The sequence below is a fragment of the Streptomyces sp. NBC_01244 genome, from assembly GCF_035987325.1.
GTDB lineage: Bacteria > Actinomycetota > Actinomycetes > Streptomycetales > Streptomycetaceae > Streptomyces.
Genome location: NZ_CP108488.1, coordinates 3,240,952 through 3,258,594, shown reverse-complemented (window position 1 = coordinate 3,258,594; position 17,643 = coordinate 3,240,952). Strand labels below are relative to the sequence as shown.

Annotated in this window: 20 protein-coding genes and 3 tRNA genes; 14 read left to right on the top strand and 9 right to left on the bottom strand. The window is 70.2% G+C overall.

Features of this window, described 5'->3' with window-relative positions; genetic code table 11:
- Positions 1 to 102: 102 nt before the first annotated feature.
- Positions 103 to 600 carry a hypothetical protein gene (locus tag OG247_RS14495; RefSeq protein ID WP_327252643.1) on the top strand — a complete coding sequence of 166 codons (498 nt, stop codon included), beginning with the start codon at positions 103 to 105 and terminating at the stop codon, positions 598 to 600.
- 227 nt (positions 601 to 827) lie between these two features.
- A complete protein-coding gene (locus OG247_RS14490; RefSeq protein ID WP_327252642.1) occupies positions 828 to 1,943 on the top strand; it encodes an RNA polymerase sigma factor in 1,116 nt (371 codons plus the stop codon).
- Positions 1,944 to 2,028: 85 nt separating this feature from the next.
- Here OG247_RS14490 and OG247_RS14485 read toward each other — a convergent pair whose 3' ends face one another.
- A complete protein-coding gene (locus OG247_RS14485; RefSeq protein WP_327252641.1) occupies positions 2,029 to 3,954 on the bottom strand; it encodes an ABC transporter ATP-binding protein in 1,926 nt (641 codons plus the stop codon).
- Entirely contained in the window at positions 3,951 to 5,684 is a 1,734-nt protein-coding gene (locus OG247_RS14480) for an ABC transporter ATP-binding protein (RefSeq protein ID WP_327252640.1), read from the bottom strand. Before OG247_RS14480 ends, OG247_RS14485 begins: the two co-directional genes overlap by 4 nt.
- A gap of 215 nt (positions 5,685 to 5,899) precedes the next feature.
- Between OG247_RS14480 and OG247_RS14475 the strand changes: the two genes are divergently transcribed.
- Positions 5,900 to 6,265 (top strand): hypothetical protein, encoded by a 366-nt coding sequence (locus OG247_RS14475; protein ID WP_327252639.1) that lies wholly within the window; start codon positions 5,900 to 5,902, stop codon positions 6,263 to 6,265.
- Positions 6,266 to 6,304: 39 nt separating this feature from the next.
- Here the strand turns inward: OG247_RS14475 and OG247_RS14470 are convergent, their stop codons facing one another.
- A complete protein-coding gene (locus OG247_RS14470; protein WP_327252638.1) occupies positions 6,305 to 7,744 on the bottom strand; it encodes an FGGY family carbohydrate kinase in 1,440 nt (479 codons plus the stop codon).
- Positions 7,745 to 7,905: 161 nt separating this feature from the next.
- Entirely contained in the window at positions 7,906 to 8,214 is a 309-nt protein-coding gene (locus OG247_RS14465) for a YtxH domain-containing protein (protein ID WP_327252637.1), read from the bottom strand.
- Positions 8,215 to 8,360: 146 nt separating this feature from the next.
- Here OG247_RS14465 and OG247_RS14460 point away from each other — a divergent pair.
- The 10 genes from OG247_RS14460 to OG247_RS14415 all read left to right on the top strand — a co-directional run bounded on the left by OG247_RS14460 (position 8,361) and on the right by OG247_RS14415 (position 14,721).
- Positions 8,361 to 8,433 (top strand) — tRNA-Asn (locus tag OG247_RS14460).
- 5 nt (positions 8,434 to 8,438) lie between these two features.
- Positions 8,439 to 8,511: transfer RNA gene (locus OG247_RS14455), tRNA-Asn, on the top strand.
- Between the two features lie 189 nt (positions 8,512 to 8,700).
- Positions 8,701 to 8,774 (top strand) — tRNA-Ile (locus OG247_RS14450).
- A gap of 620 nt (positions 8,775 to 9,394) precedes the next feature.
- Positions 9,395 to 10,516 carry a lipid II:glycine glycyltransferase FemX gene (locus tag OG247_RS14445; RefSeq protein ID WP_327252636.1) on the top strand — a complete coding sequence of 374 codons (1,122 nt, stop codon included), beginning with the start codon at positions 9,395 to 9,397 and terminating at the stop codon, positions 10,514 to 10,516.
- 358 nt (positions 10,517 to 10,874) lie between these two features.
- A complete protein-coding gene (locus tag OG247_RS14440) occupies positions 10,875 to 11,216 on the top strand; it encodes an ArsR/SmtB family transcription factor (RefSeq protein WP_327252635.1) in 342 nt (113 codons plus the stop codon).
- A gap of 74 nt (positions 11,217 to 11,290) precedes the next feature.
- Positions 11,291 to 12,946: a SulP family inorganic anion transporter gene (locus OG247_RS14435; RefSeq protein WP_327257475.1), complete on the top strand. Its 1,656-nt coding sequence runs from the start codon at positions 11,291 to 11,293 to the stop codon at positions 12,944 to 12,946.
- Positions 12,943 to 13,365, top strand: a complete 423-nt coding sequence (locus OG247_RS14430) for a pyridoxamine 5'-phosphate oxidase family protein (RefSeq protein ID WP_327252634.1) — start codon at positions 12,943 to 12,945, stop codon at positions 13,363 to 13,365. Before OG247_RS14435 ends, OG247_RS14430 begins: the two co-directional genes overlap by 4 nt.
- 17 nt (positions 13,366 to 13,382) lie before the next feature.
- Entirely contained in the window at positions 13,383 to 13,787 is a 405-nt protein-coding gene (locus OG247_RS14425) for an ATP-binding protein (RefSeq protein ID WP_327257474.1), read from the top strand.
- Positions 13,788 to 13,803: 16 nt separating this feature from the next.
- Positions 13,804 to 14,208, top strand: a complete 405-nt coding sequence (locus OG247_RS14420; RefSeq protein WP_327252633.1) for an STAS domain-containing protein — start codon at positions 13,804 to 13,806, stop codon at positions 14,206 to 14,208.
- A 177-nt stretch (positions 14,209 to 14,385) separates the two neighbouring features.
- Positions 14,386 to 14,721 (top strand): ArsR/SmtB family transcription factor, encoded by a 336-nt coding sequence (locus OG247_RS14415; protein ID WP_327252632.1) that lies wholly within the window; start codon positions 14,386 to 14,388, stop codon positions 14,719 to 14,721.
- Positions 14,722 to 14,826: 105 nt separating this feature from the next.
- On the opposite strand, the gene OG247_RS14410 is transcribed toward OG247_RS14415, so the two are convergent.
- From OG247_RS14410 to OG247_RS14400, 3 genes are read right to left on the bottom strand one after another with little or no spacing between them, the layout of a single operon-like run.
- The gene (locus OG247_RS14410; RefSeq protein WP_327252631.1) at positions 14,827 to 14,985 is read right to left on the bottom strand and encodes a DUF6126 family protein; all 159 of its coding nucleotides are present in this window, start codon (positions 14,983 to 14,985) and stop codon (positions 14,827 to 14,829) included.
- Positions 14,982 to 15,188, bottom strand: a complete 207-nt coding sequence (locus tag OG247_RS14405) for a hypothetical protein (protein ID WP_327252630.1) — start codon at positions 15,186 to 15,188, stop codon at positions 14,982 to 14,984. Before OG247_RS14405 ends, OG247_RS14410 begins: the two co-directional genes overlap by 4 nt.
- Positions 15,185 to 15,574, bottom strand: coding sequence for an ATP-binding protein (locus OG247_RS14400; RefSeq protein ID WP_327252629.1), 390 nt, complete (start codon positions 15,572 to 15,574; stop codon positions 15,185 to 15,187). Before OG247_RS14400 ends, OG247_RS14405 begins: the two co-directional genes overlap by 4 nt.
- An 82-nt stretch (positions 15,575 to 15,656) precedes the next feature.
- On the opposite strand from OG247_RS14400, the gene OG247_RS14395 reads away from it, so the two are divergent.
- The gene (locus OG247_RS14395; RefSeq protein WP_327252628.1) at positions 15,657 to 15,878 is read left to right on the top strand and encodes a hypothetical protein; all 222 of its coding nucleotides are present in this window, start codon (positions 15,657 to 15,659) and stop codon (positions 15,876 to 15,878) included.
- Between the two features lie 65 nt (positions 15,879 to 15,943).
- Here the strand turns inward: OG247_RS14395 and OG247_RS14390 are convergent, their stop codons facing one another.
- Entirely contained in the window at positions 15,944 to 16,678 is a 735-nt protein-coding gene (locus tag OG247_RS14390; protein WP_327252627.1) for a carbonic anhydrase, read from the bottom strand.
- Positions 16,679 to 17,029: 351 nt separating this feature from the next.
- Positions 17,030 to 17,614 (bottom strand): DinB family protein, encoded by a 585-nt coding sequence (locus tag OG247_RS14385; RefSeq protein ID WP_327252626.1) that lies wholly within the window; start codon positions 17,612 to 17,614, stop codon positions 17,030 to 17,032.
- Positions 17,615 to 17,643: the final 29 nt, after the last annotated feature.

Here is a 17,643-nt window from a genome sequence, read left to right as displayed (position 1 = left end):
TTCACTTCGGCCCGCTGCCCGGGCGCCAGGCTGTTGCTGATGCCCGCGCCCTCGGCCAGCCGGGTCCCGGTGGGGCCGAGGAACTCGATGCTCGCGATGTAGGTGGTGGTCCGCTCGCCGCTGTTGGTGATGGTCAGCCCGGCGGAGGGCCAGCGCGTGGTGGGGTCCACCCCGCACGAGTCGATCTTCACGTCGTGGACGGGCCCCCGGTCGCGTTCGGTCCGCGGCTCGGGCGCCGGGGAGCCGGGCCCCCGGGAGTCGGGGGCCAGGGAGTCGGGCGCCCGAGAGCTGGGCGCCCGGGAGGGGGGCGCCTGTGACCGGGACGCCACGGTGACGGGTGTCGCGGCCGGGGAACTCTCCCCGTCGCGGTCCTTCGTACCGTCGCCACCCGGACCGATGGTGGTGATCAGCAGACCGGTCAGGGCCACGGCGATCACCCCGGCGAACAGTCCGAGGGCCACGATCACCGCGGTCCTGCGCCGCGTCGGCGGAGCGGGTGGGGGCGTCAGGGGCCCGGCCGGCGGGTGGCTGTCCCGGGGACGCCACCCCGGAGGCGGGTTCGAGTGCGGCACGGACACCTCCAGGGGGCTGGACCGGTGATCGTGCTGATCAGCATCGCACCCGCCCGGCTCCCCCACACGTCGGAGCCGGGGGCCCCGTCCTCCTCGGACATGCGTCCGATCCGCATCGGGGTTCTGGTCCAGGGGTAACCATGGGTCACGCACCGGACCCAGAAAGTGGTCGCACGCCCCTCGTGGCAGCGATGTGTCGTACCCCACACTGAGGTGCGGTGCACCCGTCCTCGGAGCCCTGTGGAGGTCGCCCCCGTGCAGACCCAGAGCTTGACCGTCACCGTCAGCCCGCCCGCCGGAGTGCCCGCGGCCGAAGAGCCCGAGCCCGAGGCCGAGGCCGACGCCATGCACGAGGAGGAGGCCGAGGAGGCCGAAGGGGCTGAGGAGTTGGAGGGCCCGGAGCTGCTGGAGAAGGTGCCCACGCCGCGCAAGCGCCCGGCGGAAGGCTCCGGCGGAGCGGGACCGTCCGCCGACCTCTTCCGGCAGTACCTGCGCGAGATAGGCAGGATCCCGCTGCTCACCGCCGAGGAGGAGGTCGAGCTCGCGCGGCGCGTGGAAGCGGGCCTGTTCGCGGAGGAGAAGCTCGGCAGCGGAGCCCCGCTGGACCTGCAGCTCACCCTCGACCTCGACAAGCTCGTGGTCATGGGCCGGATGGCCAAACGCCGCCTCATCGAGTCGAACCTGCGGCTCGTCGTCTCCGTGGCCAAGCGCTACGTCGGCCGCGGACTGACCATGCTCGATCTGGTCCAGGAGGGGAACCTCGGACTGATCCGCGCCGTCGAGAAGTTCGACTACGCCCGCGGCTACAAGTTCTCCACCTACGCCACCTGGTGGATCCGCCAGGCCATGTCCCGGGCGCTGGCCGACCAGGCCCGCACCATCCGGGTCCCCGTCCACGTCGTGGAGCTGATCAACCGCGTCGTGCGCGTCCAGCGCCGCATGCTCCAGGAGCGGGGTTACGAGCCCACCGCCGAAGAGGTCGCCGTCCACCTGGAGTTGACCCCCGAGCGGGTCCTGGAGGTGCTGCGCCTCGCGCAGGAACCGGTCTCGCTGCACGCACCCGTGGGCGAGGAGGACGATGTCGCGCTCGGCGACCTCATCGAGGACGGGGACGCCGCCTCCCCGGTCGAATCGGCCGCGTTCTTCCTGCTCCGCGAGCACCTCGAAGCGGTGCTCTCGACCCTCGGGGAGCGGGAGCGCAAGGTCGTCCAGCTCCGCTACGGGCTCGCCGACGGGCGGCCGCGCACCCTGGAGGAGATCGGGCGGATCTTCGGTGTGACCCGTGAGCGGATCCGGCAGATCGAGTCCAAGACCCTCAACAAACTGCGCGACCACGCCTTCGCGGACCAGCTGCGCGGATATCTGGACTGACATCCGGAACGACATCCGGAACGACATCCGGACCGACGGAAAAGGGGCGCCCGGATGGGCGCCCCTCCCCGCCCGGCCGTACCGGTCAGTCGACCTCGGCCACCGCCTGCGCGAACTGCGCCGCGTACAGCCGCGCGTACGCGCCGCCCGAGAGCAGCAGCTCCTCGTGCGTGCCCTGTTCCACGATCGAGCCGCTCTCCATCACCAGGATCAGGTCGGCGTCGCGGATCGTGGACAGCCGGTGCGCGATCACGAAGGACGTGCGGCCGTGCGCGAGGCGCGCCATCGCCTTCTGGATCAGCACCTCGGTACGGGTGTCCACCGAGCTCGTCGCCTCGTCGAGCACCAGGATCACCGGGTCGGACAGGAACGCCCGCGCGATGGTGATCAGCTGCTTCTCGCCCGCGCTGACGCCGGCGCCCTCGTCGTCCAACACCGTGTCGTAGCCCTCGGGCAGAGTGCGGACGAACCGGTCGGCGTGCGCCGCCCGCGCGGCCTCCTCGACCTCGGCGCGCGTGACCTCGCGCGTGGCTCCGTAGGCGATGTTCTCCGCGATGGTGCCGCCGAACAGCCAGGTGTCCTGGAGCACCATGCCGATGCCGCCGCGCAGTTCCTCGCGGGTCATCTTCGCGATGTCCACCCCGTCGAGGGCGATCTCCCCGCCCGTGACCTCGTAGAACCGCATCAGCAGGTTGACCAGCGTGGTCTTGCCCGCGCCGGTCGGGCCGACGATCGCGACCGTGTGTCCGGGGTCCACGCTCAGCGAGAGGTTCTCGATCAGCGGCTTGTCCGGCTCGTAGCGGAAGGCGACCTTGTCGAAGGTGACCTGCCCGCGCAGGGTCTGCGGACGCTCCGGAACCTCCGCGTCCGGCTCCTGCTCCGGCGCGTCCAGGAGCTCGTAGACCCGCTCCGCGGAGGCGACGCCGGACTGCACCAGGTTCGCCATGGAGGCCACCTGCGTCAGCGGCATCGAGAACTGGCGCGTGTACTGGATGAAGGCCTGCACGTCACCGATCGACAGGGTGCCCGAGGCCACCCGCAGACCGCCGACGACCGCGACGAGCACGTAGTTGATGTTCGAGATGAACAGCATCACCGGCTGCATGATCCCGCTGACCAGCTGCGCCTTGAAGGAGGCCCGGTACAGCGCCTCGTTCTGCTCGGCGAACAGGGCCGCGGACTCCTTCTGCCGGCCGAAGACCTTGACCAGGGTGTGGCCCGAGTACATCTCCTCGACGTGCGCGTTCAGGGCGCCCGTGGACTTCCACTGCGCCACGAACTGCGGCTGCGACTTCTTGCCGATCTTCGCGGCCACGTACGCCGACACCGGGATGGTCACCAGCGCGACGAGCGCCAGCAGCGGCGAGATCCAGAACATCATCGCCAGCACGCCGACGATCGTCAGGATCGAGTTGAGCAGCTGCCCCATCGTCTGCTGGATGGTCTGCCCGATGTTGTCGATGTCGTTCGTGGCCCGGCTGAGCACCTCGCCGCGCTTCTGCTGGTCGAAGTACGACAGCGGCAGCCGCGACAGCTTCGCCTGGAGCTCCTCGCGCATCCGGTAGACGGTGCCGTTCATGATGTGGTTCGACAGCCGGGTGGCGACCAGCATCAGCAGACCGGCGAGCGTGAAGACGAGCAGCGCCCACAGCGCCACCGATCCGACCGCGCCGAAGTCGATGCCCTTGCCCGGAGTGAAGTCGGTGCCGGACAGCATGTCCGCCGTCCCGCCCTCACCCCTGGCGCGCAGACCGTCCAGCGCCTGCTGCTTGGTGAGGCCCTTGTCGAAGCTCCGGCCGACGATCCCCGCGAACACCAGGTCGGTGGCCTCGCCGAGGATCTTCGGCCCGGTCACCGACGCGGCGACGCTGCCGACGACCGCGAGGATCATGCCCCACAGCTTGGCCCGGTCGCGCGCCAGCGCGGCCAGCAGCCGCTTGCCCGAGCCCTTGAAGTCCATGGACCGCGTCGTCGGCGGTCCCATCATCATCCGTCCTCCGGGCCCGCTCACGCCGCCTCCGCCTCCGTCAGCTGGGAGAGCACGATCTCCCGGTAGGTCTCATTGCCGGCCATCAGCTCGTGGTGGCGTCCCTCGCCCACCACCTGCCCCTCGTCGAGGACGATGATCCGGTCCGCGTCGCGGATCGTGGAGACCCGCTGGGCGACGATGACCACGGTCGCCTCCTCGGTCTCGCGGGCGAGCGCGGAGCGCAGCGCCGCGTCAGTGGCGTAGTCCAGGGCCGAGAAGGAGTCGTCGAACAGGTAGATCTCCGGGCGCTGTACGAGCGTGCGCGCGATCGCGAGCCGCTGGCGCTGGCCGCCGGAGACGTTGGTGCCGCCCTGGGAGACCGGAGCGTCGAGCCCGCCCTCCAGTTCGGACACGAAGCCCTTGGCCTGCGCGACCTCCAGCGCGTGCCAGAGCTCCTCGTCGGTGGCGTCGGGGCGCCCGTAGCGCAGGTTGCTGGCGATGGTCCCGGAGAAGAGGTACGGCTTCTGCGGCACCATGCCGACCGTCCTGGCGAGCAGGTCGGGGTCGAGGCGGCGCACGTCCTCGCCGTCGACGAGCACGTCGCCGCCGGTCGCGTCGAAGAGCCGGGGGATCAGCCCCAGCAGCGTGGACTTGCCGCTGCCGGTCGAGCCGATCACCGCGGTGGTCTCGCCGGGGCGGGCCACCAGGTCGACCCCGCGCAACACGGGCGCCTCGGCGCCCGGGTAGCGGAAGTCGGCGCCGCGCAGCTCCAGGAGGCCGTGACGAAGGAGCTTGCGGACCGGGTCGGCGGGAGGGACCACGCTGGAGTCGGTGTCCAGGACCTCCTGGACGCGCTCGGCGCAGACCTCGGCGCGCGGCACCATCATGAACATGAAGGTGGCCATCATCACGGACATGACGATCTGCATCAGGTAGGCGAGGAAGGCCGTCAGCTGGCCGATCTCCATGTCGCCCGAGTCGATGCGCATCGCGCCGAACCAGACGACGGCGACGCTGGAGATGTTCACGACCACGATCACGGTCGGGAACATCAGCGCGAGCAGCTTGCCGGCGGCCAGCGAGACGCCGGTGAGGTCGGCGTTGGCTTCGCGGAAGCGCTCCTTCTCGTAGTCGTCGCGGATGAAGGCGCGGATCACCCGGTTGCCGGTGATCTGCTCGCGCAGGACCCGGTTGACCGTGTCCAGACGCGTCTGCATCGCTCGGAACAGCGGGCGGGTCTTCAGCACGATCGCGCCGACCGACAGGCCGAGGATCGGGACCACCGCGAGCAGCACCCCCGAGAGCTTCACGTCCAGCGAGAGCGCCATGAAGATGCCGCCGACGCACATGATCGGCGCGGAGACCATCAGCGTGAAGGTCATCAGCACGAGCATCTGGATCTGCTGCACGTCGTTCGTCGTACGGGTGATCAGCGACGGGGCGCCGAAGTGGCCGAGCTCGCGCGCGGAGAAGCTCTGCACGCGGTCGAAGACGCCGGCCCGGACGTCGCGGCCGAACGCCGCGGCGGTGCGGGCGCCGTAGTAGACGGCCCCGACGTTGCAGACGAGCTGGACCAGTGAGACGCCGAGCATCAGCGCGCCGAAGCGCAGGATGTAGCCGGTGTCGCCGTTGACGACACCGTTGTCAATGATGTCGGCGTTCAGCGTGGGCAGGTAGAGGCTCGCGCTGGTCTGCAGCAGCTGCAGCAGGACCAGCACGGCGATCGGTTTCCGGTACGGCCCCAGATGGGTCCGCAGAAGTCGTATGAGCACGCGCAGGCTCCGGTCGGCATGATCGAGGGGGTTCACACCATCTTCTGCCAACGGGAGGCCGGAACCCACCGCTTTTCGCAAAGGCCGGTCAAAAGGAGTAGGCACCCTCCACCGCGAGTCCTGGGCTCCGGGCCCCACCGGCCGCGCCGACCGCGGGCGCCGGGAGGAGCATGGGAGACGGGGGACTCTCGGGACGGAACGGCCGTGGAGGAACCATGACGGGAACCACACGGGAGCAGACGCCCATCGCCTTCGAGGGCAATGGTGCCGAGCTGCGCCTGCAGGAGATCGGCGGGGGCTTCACCGTCGCGTTCGGACGCTTCGACAAGGGTGTGGACATGACCCCGGCGTTCAAGGGGCTGCCGGACGACCTGTGCACGTGCCCGCACTACGCCTACGTGCTCAAGGGCCGGATCCTGATGCACACGAAGGACGGCGACAAGGTCTACTCGGCCGGGGAGGCTTGCTACTGGGCGCCCGGACACGCTCCGGTGGCCCTCGAGGACACCGAGTACCTCGACTTCTCGCCGACGGAGGAGTTCCGACACGTGGTCGACCACGTGAAGGCGCAGCTGGGCTGATCCACCGAGGCACCCCGGTGGACCATCCCGGCCACGGCGCTAGAACGCGCCGGGGTGGATCTGGTCCCGGGTCGCGATGTACTGCTGGCGCGCCCCCTGCCAGGCCGGGTACTCCTCGTCCGGCTCGAACAGCTGCGCCGCGGGCGCCGGCCACACGGGCGGGGTGTTCGGGGCCGCGCTGCCCTGCGCCACGCCCAGCGCCCACGCTGCCTGCCGGGCCGCGCCCAGGGCCGCGTAGTCCGCCGGCGCCGGTACGAGGACCTGCGTGCCGAACAGCCCCGGCGCGAAGGCCTGTACGGCCGGCAGCTCGGCGGCGGCGCCGAGCAGGAACACCCGGCGGATCTCCACGCCGCGGCTGCGCAGCACGTCGAGCGCGTCCACCAGCCCGCACAGCATGCCCTCGAAGGCGGCCCGCGCGAGGTGCTCCGGCTTCATGGAGTCCCGCCGCAGCCCCGACAGGGTGCCGGCGGTGTGCGGCAGGTTCGGCGTCCGCTCACCCTCCAGGTACGGCAGGAGTACGAGTCCGTGCGCGCCCGGCGTCGACTTCAGCGCGAGCTCGCTCAGCCCCTCCAGATCGGTGCCCAGTAGTTCGGCGGTGCCGCGCAGGGCCCGTACGGCGTTCAGGGTGTTCACCACCGGCAGGTGGAGCCCGGTGGCGTCGGCGAGGGAGGTGATCAGCCCGCCCGGCTCCGACAGCGCCTCGTGGTGCACCGCCATCACCGATCCGGACGCGCCCAGCGAGACCACGGCGTCGCCGGGGCCCATGCCCAGCCCGAGCGCGGCCGCCATCGTCTCGCCGGTGCCGGCGGAGATCAGCAGCCCCTCGGGCGTGGTCCCGGCGGCTTCGGCGGGGCCGAGCACCTCGGGCAGCAGCGCCCGGTGCCCCAGCGCGAGCTCGACCAGGTCGGGGCGGTAGGAACCGGCGGCCGCCGACCAGTAGCCGGTCCCGGAGGCGCCGCCGCGGTCGGTGGTGCGCCGGGCCGGGCGGCCCAGCAGCTGCCACACCAGCCAGTCGTGCGGGGACATCAGCACGGCCACCCGACGGGCCGCCTCGGGCTCGGTACGGGCCAGCCAGGCGAGCTTCGCCACCGGCTGCGCCGAATGGGGGACCGAGCCGACGGCCTGGGCCCAGGCCTGCCGGCCGCCGAAGGACTCGATCAGCTCCGCGGCGGCGGCCTGGCCGCGCTTGTCGTTGCCGATCAGGGCGGGACGGACGAGGCCGCCCTGCGCGTCCAGCGGCAGCAGCCCGTGCTGCTGCGCGGAGACCCCGATGGCCTGCACCCCTTCGAGGAGCCCGCCGCCGGCGGCCTCGCCGAGCGAGAGCAGCCAGGCCTGTGGATCGGTTTCGTGCACCGCCGCCTCGCCGGTGGGCTGCGGATGAGGGGCGTACCCCTGGCGCAGCACGGCGCCCGTCTCGGTGTCACAGACGACGATGCGTGTGAACGCGGAAGAGCTGTCCAGCCCGGCGACTATCCCCATGCGGAGAATTCTGCCGCACGCGGGGGCGGTCTCGACCGCCCCGGCGTGCCCGGGACCGGGCCCGTCCCTTATGTGGGACCGGGCGGGACCCCGCGCACGCGACCGGACGGGGCCCCGGAGCGGGTCCCGCGCGGCGGGACCCGCGCTCCGGACCGGGCCGGTCAGGTGTTGCTGGTGCCCCAGTCGTCCTCGCCCGCGCCACCGCCACCGACCCGTGCCCGCAAGCCCCGTACGCGTCCGGCCAAGGCGTCCGGCATCGCGTCGCCCACCTTGTCGCTCACCGCGGCGTAGGCCTTGCCGGCGAACTCCCGGCCGCTCTGACCAGCGCTCTCCGCGGCGTTGCGGACCGCGGGGTTCTGCGCGAACTCGCGCGCGGACTTCTTCAACTGTTCATACCGCTCGCGTCCGGCCCGGGTCCCGAGCACGTACCCGAGGGCCAGCCCGACCGCGAACGTGACCTTGTACCGCATGCCTGCCACCCTTCGTCGTGTGGTGCCCGGCCCGCTGGCGATACCGATTGGCGGAGCACCCCCCTGCTTGCGCTAATCTATGACTCGCAACGGGCGCTCGCCCCCTGGCCAAGGCCAGAGGTGGGCTGTTCGGTGCAACGCAGCAATCCCCTGTAGCTCAATTGGCAGAGCAGCCGACTGTTAATCGGCAGGTTACTGGTTCGAGTCCAGTCGGGGGAGCGCGGTCCCCTGTAGCTCAATTGGCAGAGCAGCCGACTGTTAATCGGCAGGTTACTGGTTCGAGTCCAGTCGGGGGAGCAAGAAGGAACGAGGACCCCAGGTGGGTCCTTTTTCTTTTTTTCTGCCCGCCTCGCGCAACCGGGCACGGCCCGATGCGGTCTCTCTGGGCAGGCGAAGCCGATCATGCGAGGCATCCGAGGCAGGAGATCGTATGAGCGGCTATGCTGCGGCAGACGGCGCGCACACATGTACGCGCCACGCCGTGAAGGGGCGGTAGCTCAGCCGGTTAGAGCAGCGGACTCATAATCCGTCGGCCGTGGGTTCGAGTCCCACCCGCCCCACTCGCGCAGGTCAGAAGAAACCTTCTGACCTGCGGAAACGTAGTTTTTGCGGCGGTGGGATCCCCGTTTCGGTGCGGCGACCGTGAGGCGATGCCCGTCCCCCGCAAGCCCGTAGAGGTCTGTGACCTGGGGTTTCGTTCGATTCGTCGGTGGGATGCGTGGTGATGGGTCCCACGGCCGTCGTCCGGGCGGGGGTTACATCCCCGGCCGTTCCTGTTCCTCGTGAGCGTCCGACTCCATGGGCATCGGGCGAACCTCTTGAGGCGGGCCCGCTCCGGCCGGCGGGGTCTGCGATTCCGGCTTCTCCGCCCCCGGCGTCCTCTTCTGCTTTCGCCTCACGCACGCCGGACCGGAGTGCTGACGAAGCCGTTTCTGTGCCCGTCCACGGCGGCGAGCGCTACGGCGCCTACTTGCTGGACCACATCAGATGCCAGGCGGAAACCCGCCTCGATCCCTCCGACTTGATCGGCCGCACCCTGCACAGGACATGAGTGCGATGGCGTCGACCTGCTCTGTGGAGGTACCCCTCCAGCAGCTGCTTCCCGGCGCCCGGGTGCGGTCGTTGTCGGCCCGTGAAGTCTGCGAAGTAGGCTGCCGCGTCGAACAGAGGAGCACTACACATGACCTTCCGCTTGAGAGCGATCAGCCGTGACGAGCATCTGGCCTTCATCAAGAGCCGGCCCTCCGCGAGTCACATGCAGGTGCCCTCGTGGGGGGATGTGAAGCCGGACTGGCGGGCGGAGAGCCTCGGATGGATCGACGAGACCGACCGGATCGTCGGGGCGGCGCTCGTGCTGTTCCGGCCGCTGCCGAAGCTCAAGCGATACCTCGCCTACCTTCCCGAAGGCCCGGTCATCGACTGGTACGCCCCGGACCTTGAGCGGTGGCTCGAGCCGATGCTGGCGCACCTCAAGACCCGCGGCGCGTTCTCGGCGAAAATGGGTCCGCCCGTGATCGTCCGACGCTGGGATGCAGAAACGGTCAAGGACGCCATTGCGGACCCGCGGGCAGGCCGGCTGCGAGATGTTGAGGCCAGTTCGTGCGAGCCCCGGGCCTTCGATGTCGCCGACCGGCTGCGCCGCATGGGATGGCAGCAGGGCGAAACTGGTGGTGAGGACGGGTTCAGCGCGGGGCAGCCGCGCTACGTGTTCCAGGTCCCGCTCGCCGGACGGTCCTTGGACGAGGTCCAGCGCGGTTTCAATCAGCAGTGGCGCCGCAACGTCAAGAAGGCCGAGAAGGCCGGGGTCGAGGTAGTCCAAGGCGGCTACGAGGACCTGCCCGCCTTCTACGAGATCTACAAGGAGACCGCGGAACGCGACCGGTTCATCCCCCGCCCGCTGGCCTACTTTCAGCGCATGTGGACCGCGCTCCGGGCGGAGGACGCCGACCGGATGCGACTGTATCTCGCCCGTCACGAGGGCGAAGTGCTGGCCGCGGCCACGATGCTGACCGTTGGTGAGCACGTCTGGTATTCCTACGGTGCCTCCACCAGCCGCAAGCGTGAAGTGCAGCCGAACAACGCCATCCAGTGGCGGATGATGTGCGGCGCCCACGAACTGGGCGCGAGCGTCTACGACCTGCGCGGCATTACCGACACCCTGGAGGAGTCCAACCACCTGCTCGGCCTGCTCCGGTTCAAGGTCGGCACCGGCGGCCAAGCCGCCGAATACCTCGGCGAGTGGGACTTTCCGCTCAACAGACTGCTCCACAAGGCTCTCGACCTTTACATGTCTCGCCGCTGAACCGAGGGGCGCCCACGTTCTGATCGTGGACACGGATCCGGTCTCGATGGAACGGTGGCTGAGGGGCGGCCGGCTGGCGTGTCCGTCCTGCTCAGCCCCACTCGTGCCCTGGGGGCACAGCCGGCCTGGCATCATCCGGGGATTGCTCGTGAGGCTTGCAGAGGGCCTCGCCGACGGGGGATGCGGCGAGGCCCTGCCCAGACGGTACAGCCCGCGGTCGGTCTGCGGACCGCAGAATCGGCGAATTGCATAAGTTTGCAATTTCATAGATGCTGTGGGTGCTGTGTCCGTAGGTAGCCACGGGCACAGCACCAGCCGTCTGCCCCGGCGTGCGGGGTGATGAGAAGGGTGCGAGACCGTGCCGGTTCCGCTGTATCAGGCCAAGGCCGAGTTCTTTCGGATGCTCGGGCACCCGGTGCGGATACGGGTTCTGGAGCTGTTGCAGGACGGGCCGATGCCGGTAAGGGATCTGCTGGCCGCGATCGAGGTCGAACCGTCTGCGCTCTCGCAGCAGCTCGCGGTGCTGCGCAGGTCGGGGATCGTGACCTCCGTGCGTGACGGCTCGACCGTGGTCTACGAGCTGGCGGGCGGGGACGTCGCGCAGCTGATGCGGGCGGCTCGGCGGATCTTGACCGAGGTGCTGGCTGGGCAGCGCGAGCTGTTGGAGGAGCTGCGGGAGTCCGAGGTCCCGGCCTCGTGACCGTGAACGCCTTCCTGGCTTCCGTGCTCGGGCGGGTCCGTTCGGTGCTGCCGGAAAGGGCTGACTTCGCGGTCATGGGTCGTAGTCCCCGCCGGGATCTCCTGGCCGGGCTGACCGTGGCGATCGTCGCTTTGCCGCTCGCGCTCGGCTTTGGCGTCTCTTCCGGGCTGGGTGCCGAGGCGGGGCTCGCCACGGCCGTGGTCGCGGGCGCGCTTGCCGCCCTGTTCGGCGGCTCCAACCTCCAGGTGTCGGGGCCGACCGGTGCGATGACCGTGGTGCTGGTGCCGATCGTCGCCCAGTACGGGCCCGGTGGCGTGCTGACGGTCGGACTGATGGCCGGTGTCCTGCTGATTGGCCTCGCGCTGCTGCGGGCCGGGCAGTACATGAGGTATGTGCCGGCGCCGGTGGTGGAGGGGTTCACCCTTGGTATCGCGTGTGTGATCGGCCTTCAGCAGATACCCAATGCGCTCGGTGTGGCCAAGCCGGAGGGGGAGAAGGTCCTGCTCGTGGCCTGGCGGGCGCTCGTGGAGTTCGTGGCGTTCCCGAACTGGACCGCGATCGGTCTCTCGGCCGGTGTCGCGGCGGTGATGCTGGCAGGGGCCCGCTGGAAGCCGACGATCCCGTTCTCGATCGTCGCGGTGATCGCCGCGACCGTGCTCGCGCAGGTCTTCCCCCTGGACGCGGCGGCCCCGATCGGTGACCTGCCCTCCGGCCTGCCCGCCCCTTCCCTCGCTTTCCTGGACCTGTCCGCCCTCGGCTCGCTGCTCGCCCCCGCTGTGGCTGTCGCGGCGCTCGCCGCGTTGGAGTCCCTGCTGTCGGCGACGGTCGCGGACGGGATGACGGTGGGGCAGCAGCACGACCCGGACAAGGAACTCTTCGGTCAGGGCATTGCCAACCTGGCGGCCCCGCTGTTCGGCGGCGTCCCCGCGACGGCCGCGATCGCGCGGACCGCGGTCAACGTCCGTACCGGCGCCTCCTCCCGCCTGGCCGCACTCACCCACGCCGCAGTGCTCGCGGTGATCGTGTTCGCTGCGGCCCCGCTCGTCTCGAAGATCCCGCTGGCCGCGCTCGCCGGCGTGCTCCTGGCGACGGCGATCCGCATGGTGGAGGTCGGCTCGCTGCGGGCGATGGCGAAGGCGACGCGCTCGGACGCCGTCGTACTGGTCCTGACCGCCGCCGCGACCCTGGTCCTCGACCTCGTCTACGCGGTGATCATCGGGCTGGTCGTCGCAGGTGCCCTCGCGCTGAAGGCGGTGGCGAGCCAGGCACGGATGGAGCAGGTGGACTTCCGCCCGGATCTGCCCGGCGAGCACAGCGACGAGGAGCACGCCCTGCTGGCGGAGCACATCGTCGCCTACCGCATCGACGGCCCCCTCTTCTTCGCCGGCGCCCACCGCTTCCTCCTGGAACTCTCCGAGGTCGCCGACGTGAAGGTGGTGATCCTGCGGATGTCCCGCATCACGACGTTGGATGCCACAGGCGCCCTGGTGCTGAAGGACGCGGTGGAGAAGCTCAACCGGCGCGGCATCGCCGTCATGACCTCCGGCATCCGGCCCGGCCAGCGCCAGGCCCTGGACGCCGTCGGCGCACTCGACCTGCTGCGCTTGGAGGGACGTGAGTACGCCACCACCCCGGAAGCCATCGCCGGGGCCCGCAAACACCTGGAGCAGGCGGGACTGCTGCCCCGTACGCATCACCGACCGCACCGCATCCGGAAGGCCGCACGATGACCGTCCCCGCCGACCGCCGCATGATCGAGGTCTCCGGCACCGAGGCCCTGTGGCTCCTCGAAGGCTCCAGCCAAGGCCGACTCGTCTACGTCCAGCGGGAGCTGGCCGTGGTCCGCCCGGCCGTGCACGTGATGGAGTACGGGCGCATCGTCGTCCGCTCGCCCGTCCAGGCGGCCACCATCCCCGGGCGTGCACTGCTGACCTACCAGGTCGATGAGATCCGCACCCCGGCCGGAACCGGCTGGACGGTGACCGCTCACGGGCCGGCGGACGTCATCGCCGATGCGGACGAGGCCGCCCACTACCGGCGCACCCTGCCCGGCTGGGCCCATGGCCCGCACGACACACTGCTGCGTCTGCACCCGCAGCAGGTGTCCGGGTTCCGCCTGGCCCGCACGGTTTCGGGGGCGGGCCGGTGAGTGTCCGGGTCGAGACGATGCCCTACCGGCACGTGCTGGACGTGCCGGCCACCGGCCCGGCCGTCCGCATTGCCCGCGAGACCACCGAACGGGTCCTGGTGGAGTGCGGCGTGGGCCTTTGCCATCCCAGCGTCGGCCCGGCCCTGCTGATCCTGGCCGAGCTGGTCACCAACGCCGTCCGCCATGCCGCCCTGACCTCTCCGACGATCACGGTCACCTACGCGCACGGGCCGGGGGCGTTCGCGTTCGCCGTCCACGACCGCCACCCCTACCAGCCCGCCCTGTTCGGGGCGCTCGCCACCGCCCCGGGCAGCGGTCTGGCCATGGTGGTCGCAATGACGATGGAGCTGGGCGGCACGGCCCTTGTAAGGCCGGACGCGGACGGGCGCGGCAAGGCCATCTGGATCACCCTCCCCCTGTGAAGCCGAGGAACTGACGATGACGATCGAATGGCGGTACACGACCCGCGAGGACCTGGGCGTGCTGTCCCTGGCGGGCTACCTCGGCGCGGAAGCCGTGGACCGGTTCACGGGCGCCATCGGGTGGGCTCTCGCCCGGGGCACCGGACCGGTCATCCTCGACCTGACCGGACTCATGGGCTGGTCGGCCGGAGGGCAGATCGCCGTCGCCCAGGCCGCACGCCACCTCGCCGAGAACGGCCGCCGCCTGGAGCTCGCGGCGATACCTGCGGACGGCTCTCTCGTACCCGACGCCACGTGCCCGCCCGTCGCCGTCCACTGCGACCTCTCCGCGGCCTTGGCCGCCCACGGGGCCCAGGACGCGGTCAAGCAGTGGCGCACCGATGACTGGCCGGACCCGAATCATCCGGCCGCACCCGCCTGACCGGCGAAGGACCCGCTCTGCGAGGGGCGAACGTCACGAAAGCCGCCCACCGGGTCCCAGGAGTTGCAGGGATCTGCAATTGTGGAGGTCACAAGGTGTGAAGAGGGGCGAGCGAACGCCCCGCTGAAGGAACGGTTCCGGGTGGATGAGATGGGCAGTCACGGCAGGGGTACCCAGGTGAGCACACCGCTGTACCAGCTCAAGGCGGAGTTCTTCAAAACGCTGGGGCACCCGGTCCGCATCCGCGTCCTGGAACTCCTGGCCGTACGTGAGCACGCGGTCGCCGAGATGCTGCCGGAGGTCGGGGTGGAGGCGGCGAGCCTCTCCCAGCAGCTGGCCGTCCTGCGCAAGGCCAACCTGGTGGTCACCCGCCGCGAAGGCTCCAACGTCTACTACAAGCTCACCCACCCCCAGATCGCCGAACTGCTGCGGGTCGCCCGCGGCATCCTCTCCGGCGTCCTGGAGGGCCAGGCCGAACTCCTGGCCGACCTGCGTGCCACCAGCCACATCTAGGCGGCACACCCGGCGCAGGCCCCGTCAGGGCCGCGCCCCACATGCGGCGGCCGTCTTCCGTTAGTGCGGGTCAACGCGCTTCTGACACCGGAAGACGGCCGCTCCTCACTTCTGGGCGTGCTGGCCGAGGTAGAAGAGCAGCCACACGAACCCGGCGAACAGGTGCGTGCCGAAGATGTAGAAGAAGGCACGCAGTGCGACGCCCTTGGCCAGCCACCGTTCCTGTTTGGCCGCCTCGCTCTCCACGGGCTTGTCGTCCGTCATGACGGCTGCCCTCCTATCCGGGTGTCGGTTTCATCCTGGGCTGGGATGTGCGGGCGGACAAGGATCTTCATGCCGTGCTCGCCGGCATGCTCGATGGCGGCTGCCACCTCGCTTGCCTCGACCGTGCGGCTATCGACGACGGCGCCGGTGCCGAGGTAGGTGATCTCGTAGAGCTGGACAGCCCGGGGCTCAATACTGTTCATGGGGTTCCCTCGGTCAGGATGAAGCGGACGATGACCGCCTTGCCGCGCCCGCCAGAAGCGGGCTCGATACGGACGTCGCCACCGAAGGTGCGTGCCAGGTCTGCCACCGTGCGTAGCCCCTGCCCTGAGGCCCGGTCGGCGTCGGCCAGCGTGATGGGACGCGGGTCCAGATCTGCGACGGAGGCCACGAGCATGTGGTCCGTCACGTGGAGGGTGACCTCGGCCTCCGGGGACTGCGGGGCGTGGCGGACCGCATTGGTGACGAGCTCGCTGACCACGAGCAGTACGGCCCCGAACAGGGAGGAGGCGCCCTGCAGGCCGAACAGAACCAGGGATCGTTCCGTACGCTCGCGGGCGGCCCGTACCGAGCCCGGTACCAGCGGCACCGTCCACGTGTGCCTGCGCGTCTGCGGCAGCGTCGGCTGCCCGCTGGGGTGCCGGGCCATTACCGCGGCCTCGGACGAGACCGTGACGCCATCCGATTCACTGGCTGTCCCCGCCGGTGGCCACGCCGTGATCGTGGGCCACGCGCAGCGCGTCCTCCAGCTCATCCGCGGCCTGCGCTTCCTCGAAGGCATCGTCAGTCTCCCGCGCAGCCCGGAGACGAGCCCGCGCCACCCGGACCCGTTCCAGCGCCGCTTCCTCGAACCCGGCCACACCGCAACCCCCGTCCATGGAATCCAGAACTAGTAAATTGCATAACTCTGCAAGTCTAGCGGGTGTGGTTCCGCCGGACGCTTCACTGTGGGCGGGGGTCAGTGGATCCGGTGAACCCGCTGGCTGGTCAGTTCGTACCGGGCTCCGATCACGGCCAGCCTGCCCGCCGTGATCCTGGGCGTGAGGTCGGGCTCGGCGACCAGGCGGGAGCGCACCAGCCGCACGTTCGCCGTGATGGCGGCATCCACGCGCTCCGCGCCTGTAAGCGTGCGGTCGATGGCCGGACGGATCTGGTCGACCAGGTACTGCATATGGCCGGGCAACAGCTCCCCGCCCTGGGCTGCGTGGACGGCGGCGGTCACGGCACCGCACGACTGGTGCCCGAGAACGACGACGAGCGGGATTCCCAACTCCAGTACTCCGTAGGTGATGCTGGCGAGGACCGCCTCATCGAGGATCGAGCCTGCCGAGCGCACGGTCAGCAGGTCACCCAGGCCCTGGTCGAAGACCAGCTCCGGCGGGACTCGGGAATCGACGCAGCCCAGGACCACGGCGAAGGGATGCTGGCCGGTGACCAGCGTTTGCCGTACGGCCCGCGTCCGGTCTGGATTCCGCTCGTGGAACGTACGCCAGCGGACATTGCCCGCCGCCAGTTCCCGTAGCGCGGCCTCGGGATTCCTGGGCCGCTGGCCCTTCCGCTCGGGCCGGGTGACGGTCGAGGTCGCGGCGGTATCGGACACCAGCCCGGCGACCACCGCCACCGCCCCGGTCAGCGCCGCCCGGACAAGTTGGCGCCGCCCCGGCAGCGCATCCCGTTCAGCATCATCTGTCATGCAGGCACAAAGTATGCGCATCCCGGTCGGCGCGCGGGCTGCCGCTGCAGGCTTGGTCCGGCCTTGAGGAAGTCTTGGACAAAGGTCCTGGTCAAGTTGAGATGTGCCGGGCTGCGCGATGCGCGCGACGAGCCCGCGATCGCACAGCCAGGCCAGGCCAGGCCAGGCCAGGCGTTCGGCGGAGAAGTGCGCCTTGTCCGCGCGGAGTTTGACGGTCGGCGCCGCCGTGGTCCCCCGGCGGGACCGGACGGCGGGTACGCCGCGGATGAGCGGCTTGAGGGCGAGGCTGTCGTGTACAGCACCCACGACCGGCATCATGCCGCACGAATATCACGTCACGTGAGACAACCTCTAAGCCTTGATGGGTACGGCCGACCTGGCGGCCTGCTCGATCTTCGCGCGGTAGGCCGCACGGGCTTCCTCGTCGATCTGCTTCTCGTGTTCGGGGCGCATCCCGGTCCGGCCGTCGAGGCCCTCGCGCAGGATGTCGGCGTGCCCGGCATGCCGGTTGGACTCGCCGAGGACATGGACCATGACGGCGAACAGGTTCGTGTCGGCATAAGGCTCCGGCCACCACGGCACGTGGCCGGGGGCATCGAGGGGAAGCATGTTGATCGTCGCGTCCGAGTGTTCCCACGTGCGCCGGTAGAACCCGATGATCTGATCGCGGGTCTCGTCCTCGGTCGCCCACTGATCGCTGCCGTCGGAGTCCTGCCACCGGGACAGCGGTTCCGGGGAAGGGCGGTCGAAGACCTCGCCGAAGTACCTGGCCTCGACGGTGGCCACGTGCTTGACCAGGCCGAGGAGGTTGGTCCCGGTCGCCGTGAAAGGCCGGCGGGCGTCGTATTCGGACAAGCCGTCGAGTTTCCAGAGCAGCGCCTCGCGGTCCCGCCGCAGTCGCCCGTGCAGGTTGTCCTTCGCGAATTCATCGATCATGCGGCATGAGCCTGCCATGGGCTGCTCGT

Bases quoted from the DNA above. Each gene is read 5' to 3' on its own strand.
- OG247_RS14475 (WP_327252639.1), top strand. From the start codon at position 5,900: ATGACGGGAACCACACGGGAGCAGACGCCCATCGCCTTCGAGGGCAAT.
- OG247_RS14470 (WP_327252638.1), bottom strand. From the start codon at position 7,744: ATGGGGATAGTCGCCGGGCTGGACAGCTCTTCCGCGTTCACACGCATC.
- OG247_RS14465 (WP_327252637.1), bottom strand. From the start codon at position 8,214: ATGCGGTACAAGGTCACGTTCGCGGTCGGGCTGGCCCTCGGGTACGTG.
- OG247_RS14445 (WP_327252636.1), top strand. From the start codon at position 9,395: ATGACCTTCCGCTTGAGAGCGATCAGCCGTGACGAGCATCTGGCCTTC.
- OG247_RS14435 (WP_327257475.1), top strand. From the start codon at position 11,291: ATGGGTCGTAGTCCCCGCCGGGATCTCCTGGCCGGGCTGACCGTGGCG.
- OG247_RS14430 (WP_327252634.1), top strand. From the start codon at position 12,943: ATGACCGTCCCCGCCGACCGCCGCATGATCGAGGTCTCCGGCACCGAG.
- OG247_RS14425 (WP_327257474.1), top strand. From the start codon at position 13,383: ATGCCCTACCGGCACGTGCTGGACGTGCCGGCCACCGGCCCGGCCGTC.
- OG247_RS14420 (WP_327252633.1), top strand. From the start codon at position 13,804: ATGACGATCGAATGGCGGTACACGACCCGCGAGGACCTGGGCGTGCTG.
- OG247_RS14410 (WP_327252631.1), bottom strand. From the start codon at position 14,985: ATGACGGACGACAAGCCCGTGGAGAGCGAGGCGGCCAAACAGGAACGG.
- OG247_RS14405 (WP_327252630.1), bottom strand. From the start codon at position 15,188: ATGAACAGTATTGAGCCCCGGGCTGTCCAGCTCTACGAGATCACCTAC.
- OG247_RS14390 (WP_327252627.1), bottom strand. From the start codon at position 16,678: ATGACAGATGATGCTGAACGGGATGCGCTGCCGGGGCGGCGCCAACTT.
- OG247_RS14385 (WP_327252626.1), bottom strand. From the start codon at position 17,614: ATGATCGATGAATTCGCGAAGGACAACCTGCACGGGCGACTGCGGCGG.